At 37.0% G+C, this 5,842-nt stretch carries 5 protein-coding genes; all 5 read left to right on the forward strand.

The genetic code is table 11. The features are described from left to right. A partial coding sequence (locus QHH19_06355; protein MDH7517947.1) for a hydrogenase iron-sulfur subunit occupies positions 1-296 on the forward strand: 296 nt, incomplete at its 5' end. A gap of 12 nt (positions 297-308) precedes the next feature. Further along, on the forward strand, positions 309-1,430 hold the full coding sequence (locus QHH19_06360) for a Coenzyme F420 hydrogenase/dehydrogenase, beta subunit C-terminal domain (GenBank protein MDH7517948.1): 1,122 nt from the start codon (positions 309-311) through the stop codon (positions 1,428-1,430). Between the two features lies 1 nt (position 1,431). Continuing rightward, a complete protein-coding gene (locus tag QHH19_06365; protein ID MDH7517949.1) occupies positions 1,432-2,097 on the forward strand; it encodes a 4Fe-4S dicluster domain-containing protein in 666 nt (221 codons plus the stop codon). 6 nt (positions 2,098-2,103) lie between these two features. Next, positions 2,104-5,151 carry a CoB--CoM heterodisulfide reductase iron-sulfur subunit A family protein gene (locus QHH19_06370; GenBank protein MDH7517950.1) on the forward strand — a complete coding sequence of 1,016 codons (3,048 nt, stop codon included), beginning with the start codon at positions 2,104-2,106 and terminating at the stop codon, positions 5,149-5,151. A gap of 72 nt (positions 5,152-5,223) precedes the next feature. Beyond that, positions 5,224-5,730 carry a hypothetical protein gene (locus QHH19_06375; GenBank protein ID MDH7517951.1) on the forward strand — a complete coding sequence of 169 codons (507 nt, stop codon included), beginning with the start codon at positions 5,224-5,226 and terminating at the stop codon, positions 5,728-5,730. Positions 5,731-5,842: the final 112 nt, after the last annotated feature.

Here is a 5,842-nt window from a genome sequence, read left to right on the forward strand (position 1 = left end):
CTGGCTCAGTTGACTCGGTTTACATATTACGTGCTCTGCTAGATGGTGCAGATGGTGTTTTTGTAGGAGGATGTCATCCTGGAGATTGTCATTATATAGATGGCAACTATAAGGCGAGGAGACGCATGGTTCTACTAAGCAACATATTAGACACTTTAGGGCTTGAAAAAGAAAGAGTCTGGCTTAGATGGATATCAGCCTCAGAAGGGCAGAAATTTGCTGACACAATGAGAGAGATGACTGATGCTATCAAAAAACTTGGCCCAAATCCGATAGCCAAACACTGGAACATTTAAAGGAGGACAAAAATGGTACAGAAAATCATAAAAGTTAAAGACAACAAACCAACGGAGTCAATAAATGATTTCCTTAAACACTTACTAGAATCAGGTAAAATACATGCTTTGTTGGTTCAACAGTCAACACCATCTAAAAAAGTTGCTTTCCCGGTTTTAATCTCTGATGCAAAAAAACTACATGCTGATATCTTTGCTCCAATACTTCCAGCTTCTACAGCAAAAATAGTTTCAAAGATGACAAAGTTCCAGGCATCACCAAAACCTATCGGTATTGTTATGCATCCATGTCAGATCCGTGCTCTTGTTGAACTAGTTAAACTAAACCAAGCAAAACTAGATAACCTCATAATTATAGGCGTTGACTGCCTAGGCACATTTTCTATTAACACTTACACTGATTTTCATGGTAAGAAAAAACCAACAGAGCTTTTACTTGAATCCATAAAAAAGAAAAACGATGAATTTGAGAAATATCTTAGATCAGCATGCCGTGTCTGCAAAGATCCGATTCCAACAAACGCTGATATCGTAATTGGTTTATATGGTTCAGATATTGAAAAAGAAATTCTGGTCGAGGCACATACAGAAAACGGTAAAAAAATTCTCGAATCAACCAAGTTAGATGAAGGTAAAGATAATAAAAACCGTGAAAAAGTAATAAAAGAAATCCGTGAGTATAAATCAAAGAAACGAGAAGAATTTTTGAAAGAAAAAAGTTCTATAAAAGGAATCAATAAATTAGTTGAGTTTTTTGATAAATGTGTTAACTGCCATAACTGCCAACAGGCTTGTCCTATCTGTTACTGTAGAGAATGTTTGTTTGATTCATCTGTTTTTGATTCAGAGGCGTACAAGTTTTTACGGAAAGCAGAAAGCAAGGGTTTGTTTAAAATGCCAAACGATTCATTGTTGTTCCAGCTTGGGCGTATGAACCACATGATCCTATCCTGTGTTGAATGCGGTTTATGCGAACAGGCATGCCCAAATGAGATACCACTCATGGATGTTTTTATACCAGTTGCTGAGAACGCGCAGAAAGAATTCGAATATGCCCCAGGCAGAGATTTAGAAGAAAAGATACCCATGATTGTTTACAAAGAAGATGAGTTCACTGAGGTTGGAGAAAAATAGTATGAGTGCTATCGACTCAAGAAAACTTGACCACAACTTCAAATTCCAAATTGCAAAGGAAGAAGGCGGAGAAGGTATCTTGAAATGTTTCGCATGCGGTTCTTGCACTGCTCGTTGCCCAGAGATGGACGTGAAACCAGAATGGAACCCACGTGTGATTATAAGAAAAGCTTTGCTTGGTTTGAAAGACGAGGTTTTATCAAGCGAGTTTTTCTGGATATGTAGCGCGCATTATCGCTGCCTAGAAAAATGTCCTCAAAAAGTTAATGTTAAAGGTGTTATGAACGCTGTAAGAAACGAAAGACTGCTTGAGGAACAAAATGAGGATATTACTGGTAAAAAAACGAATAAATATCTTGATATGAGCTTCAAGTACAAGATAACAAACAACGAGTCAGGTAAAGATTTGTATGAGTGCTTCTCATGTGGAACCTGCACAGCTGGTTGCCCAGAGCGAGAACTTGACCCTTTATATTCACCACGCAAAGTCATAAAAAATGTTTTATTAGGAATGAAAGAACCTGTTTTCTCAAATAAATTTGTTGAAATCTGTTCTTCACATCATCGCTGCCTAACCCAATGCCCGCAAGGGGTTGAGATACCGAAGCTGATGAACGCAATCAAAAACATTGCGATAAAACAGGGTTATCAAAGAAAAACAAAGTAGGTTGTTATGACAAAAAAAACTGATGTTGTTGGATCGGTTGCAGTTGTCGGCGGGGGCATAGCCGGTGTTCAAGCAGCATTGGACCTGGCAGACATGGGATTCAAAGTCTATGTGTTAGAGAAAACACCAACAATCGGTGGAATAATGGCACAACTTGACAAAACATTCCCAACAAACGACTGTTCGATGTGTATACTTTCACCGAAACTAGTTGATTGCGCTCGACATGAAAATATAGAGATATATACAAACGCTGAAGTTCAAAGTATAGCAGGTAACCCAGGTAATTTTACATTAAATGTTTTGAAAAAACCTAGATATATAGATATAGAGAAATGTACCTCTTGTGGTAGCTGCGAAGCTGTTTGTCCAATATCATTACCTAATGCTTTTGAATATGGTCTCACCAAACGCAAGGCAATCTACAAACCTTTTCCGCAAGCTATACCAAATGCTTACGTTATCGATAAAGAAGGCGATGGTAAACACCGTGGTTGCGTTGATTGCATGCGATGCGTGAAAGAATGCAAATCAGGTGCAATTAACCATGATGACAAACCAGAACAACTAGCACTCAACGTTGGTGCAGTAATAATAGCAACAGGTTCACAACCTTTTGATCCTGTTATAAAACCAGAGTTCGGATACAAAAAATACAAAAATGTATTGACTAGTATAGAGTTTGAACGTGTACTATCAGCATCTGGCCCAACACAGGGTAAAATAATAAGACCAAGCGACCAGAAACATCCAAAAAAAGTTGCATGGGTTCACTGTGTCGGGTCACGTGATGCATCAATAAACCATGATTACTGCTCTGCTATGTGTTGCATGTACACAGCAAAAGAAGCAATAATAGCAAAAGAACACTCAGCAGATATTGAACCCACTGTTTTCTACATAGATGTCCGCTCATATGGAAAGGATTTTGACAAATACATAAACCGAGCAAAAAAAGAGCATGGGCTTAAATACATAAGGTCACGCATATCTGAGATAGCTGAGGATCCAAAAACAAATGATTTGATAATAAAATATGAGGATGACTCTGGTGAATTAAAAGAAGAAAAATTCAATTTAGTTGTTTTATCTGTTGGTTTATGTAGTGCTGCAGAAAAGAGAAACGAGTTAATCGACAAATTAGGTTTAGATGTAAACGAGTTTGGTTTTGTTCGTACAAACCCAGATGACCCAGTATTTTTAAAACCAGGTATTTTTGCAGCAGGCTCATTTCTGGAACCACAGGCCATACCTGAATCAGTAATGCAAGCATCTGCTGCTGCAGCTAATGCAGCTGCGCTTTTGAAAGATGCAAAAGGTACACTTGTAAAAGAAAAGCAATACCCAAAAGAAAGAGATGTTTCAAATGAAGAACCACGTATCGGTGTTTTCATATGTCACTGTGGGATAAACATCGGTGGTTATCTCGATGTACCAGAACTAGTAAAACATACAAAATCTCTAAAGAACGTTGCTTTTGCAGAGGCAAACATATACACATGCTCTGAGGATACTCAGAAAAAAATTGTTGATGCAATCAAAAAACACAACCTTAACCGTATCATAGTTGCCGCATGTACACCAAGGACACATGAGCCATTATTCCAAAAAAGCCTCAGAGACGCCGGGTTGAACCCATATCTTTTAGAAATGACAAATATTCGTGAGCAATGCTCTTGGGTTCACATGGACCAATCAGCAAAAGCAACTGAGAAAGCAAAAAAACTAATAGCTATGACTGTCGCAAAAACCAGGCTTCTGCAACCAATACAGGAAGCAGAGATACCAGTTATACAAAAAGCTTTGGTGCTTGGTGGTGGTATAGCTGGAATGACAGCTGCATTATCATTGGCCAATCAAGGATATGAAACAGCACTAGTTGAAAAAGAACCAATGCTTGGAGGATACTTACATAAAGTCTATTACACAGTTGAAGGAATAGATATACCACGCATACTTAATGAAATGACCGATAAAATCCAAAAACACAGCAAAATAAAGGTTTATTTGAGTTCTTATTTAGAAACATTAAAAGGATATGTTGGTAGTTACGAATCTAAGATCAAAACACCAAAAGAAGCCATAAACTTCTCACATGGCGTTGTTGTTGTAGCAATAGGTGCAGATGAATACAAACCAAAATCTTATCATTATGGCAAAGACCCACGTGTACTAACCCAATCCGAATTAGAAAAAATATTGAGTGAAAGCACAAAAAATGATATCAGAGATGGTGAAATTTTTGTAATGATACAATGTGTTGAATCACGCGACGATAAAAGAAAATACTGTAGTCGAATCTGTTGCATGCAAGCAGTGAAAAACGCCATAAAAATAAAAGAACTGAATCCAAAAGCCGAAGTTTTCATACTATACCGTGACCTAATGACATACGCATTTAAAGAAAAATTTTACAAGGATGCACGAGAAAAAAGTGTTATGTTCCTTCAGTATGATCCTGAGAAAAAACCAGAAATCGATACAAAAAACATTTTTGCAGTAAAAATCTATGAGCCTATGCTAAAAGAGACCCTAAAAATCCCAACGGATCATTTGATTCTTTCAACTGGATTACAGCCAAATCCAGATAATCCTGTGGTTGGAAAAATGTTAAAAGTACCTGTTAATGATGATGGTTTCTTCCTAGAAGCACATGTGAAACTTAGACCAGTTGATTTTTCAACAAGAGGGGTTTTTGTTGCAGGTAACTGTCATGTACCAAAATTCATCAGTGAATCTATCTATCAAGCTCAGGCTGCGGCTGCTAGAGCAGCAACTATACTATCTAAACCACAACTCAAAGCTGAGCCAAATGTTGCTTTTGTTGATGAAGATTTGTGTAGTGGTTGTAAGATGTGTATAAAAGTTTGTCCATATAATGCAATTGATTCGGTTCAGGAGGAAATCAACGAGAAAATGGTTATGCATGCAAAAGTGAATGAGGGATTGTGTCAAGGATGTGGTACATGTGTGAGCACGTGTCCAAGTGGTGCCATTCAGCAAAGAGGTTTTAAAGATAAACAAATCCTTCCAATGATTGATGAGATTAAATGAATTTTATTGATGTATGGTTAGTCAGATAAGATAGAAAGAATTATTAACGATTGTGAATTACTTGTTTGTTAAATGAAAGAAAGAAACATAGATGATAATGTAAAACAAGACATAATTGAAATATTTGAAACAGTGAAAGAAGCTGTGCGTAGAAATGAGGGGAGATCTAGAGCAGGCTTAATGCTAGGATTACAAGAACTAGGTGCTTCCTTTGATGGTTTTATTGGTGCATATCACCCCGTAACATCTAATATCATTGTATTAAACAAAACCCCGTTGAGAAGAATAATTCAAACCAACAAAAAACTGCTAAAACCATATATATTCCACATTTTACTCCATGAATACATACATGCCCTTGGTTTTTTAGATGAATATACCACGCAGAAAAAAACATATGAGATCAGTAAAAAATATTTTGGTGAGAAACATATTGTAACCCAGTTGTCAGCAGATATTAAAAAATTTTTACCTAATATAGTACATCTTCTGCATGGCTGGATGCCACCTGAGGATTCCACAAAAATCGAGTTGGTTCAAGGTTTTGATAGATCAAGCACGAATTTTTATATAAACTAATTTCCGCGATATATACTCTTAAATATCCCATCTAGTGTTGCCCGTAAATTAGGTTTTTATGGAGAGAATCCATATCGTTTTTTTGCATACCTGAACGAGATGGATGTCTCTC

The sequence above is a fragment of the Candidatus Thermoplasmatota archaeon genome, from assembly GCA_029907305.1.
In the GTDB taxonomy this organism is placed as follows: domain Archaea; phylum Thermoplasmatota; class E2; order DHVEG-1; family DHVEG-1; genus JARYMC01.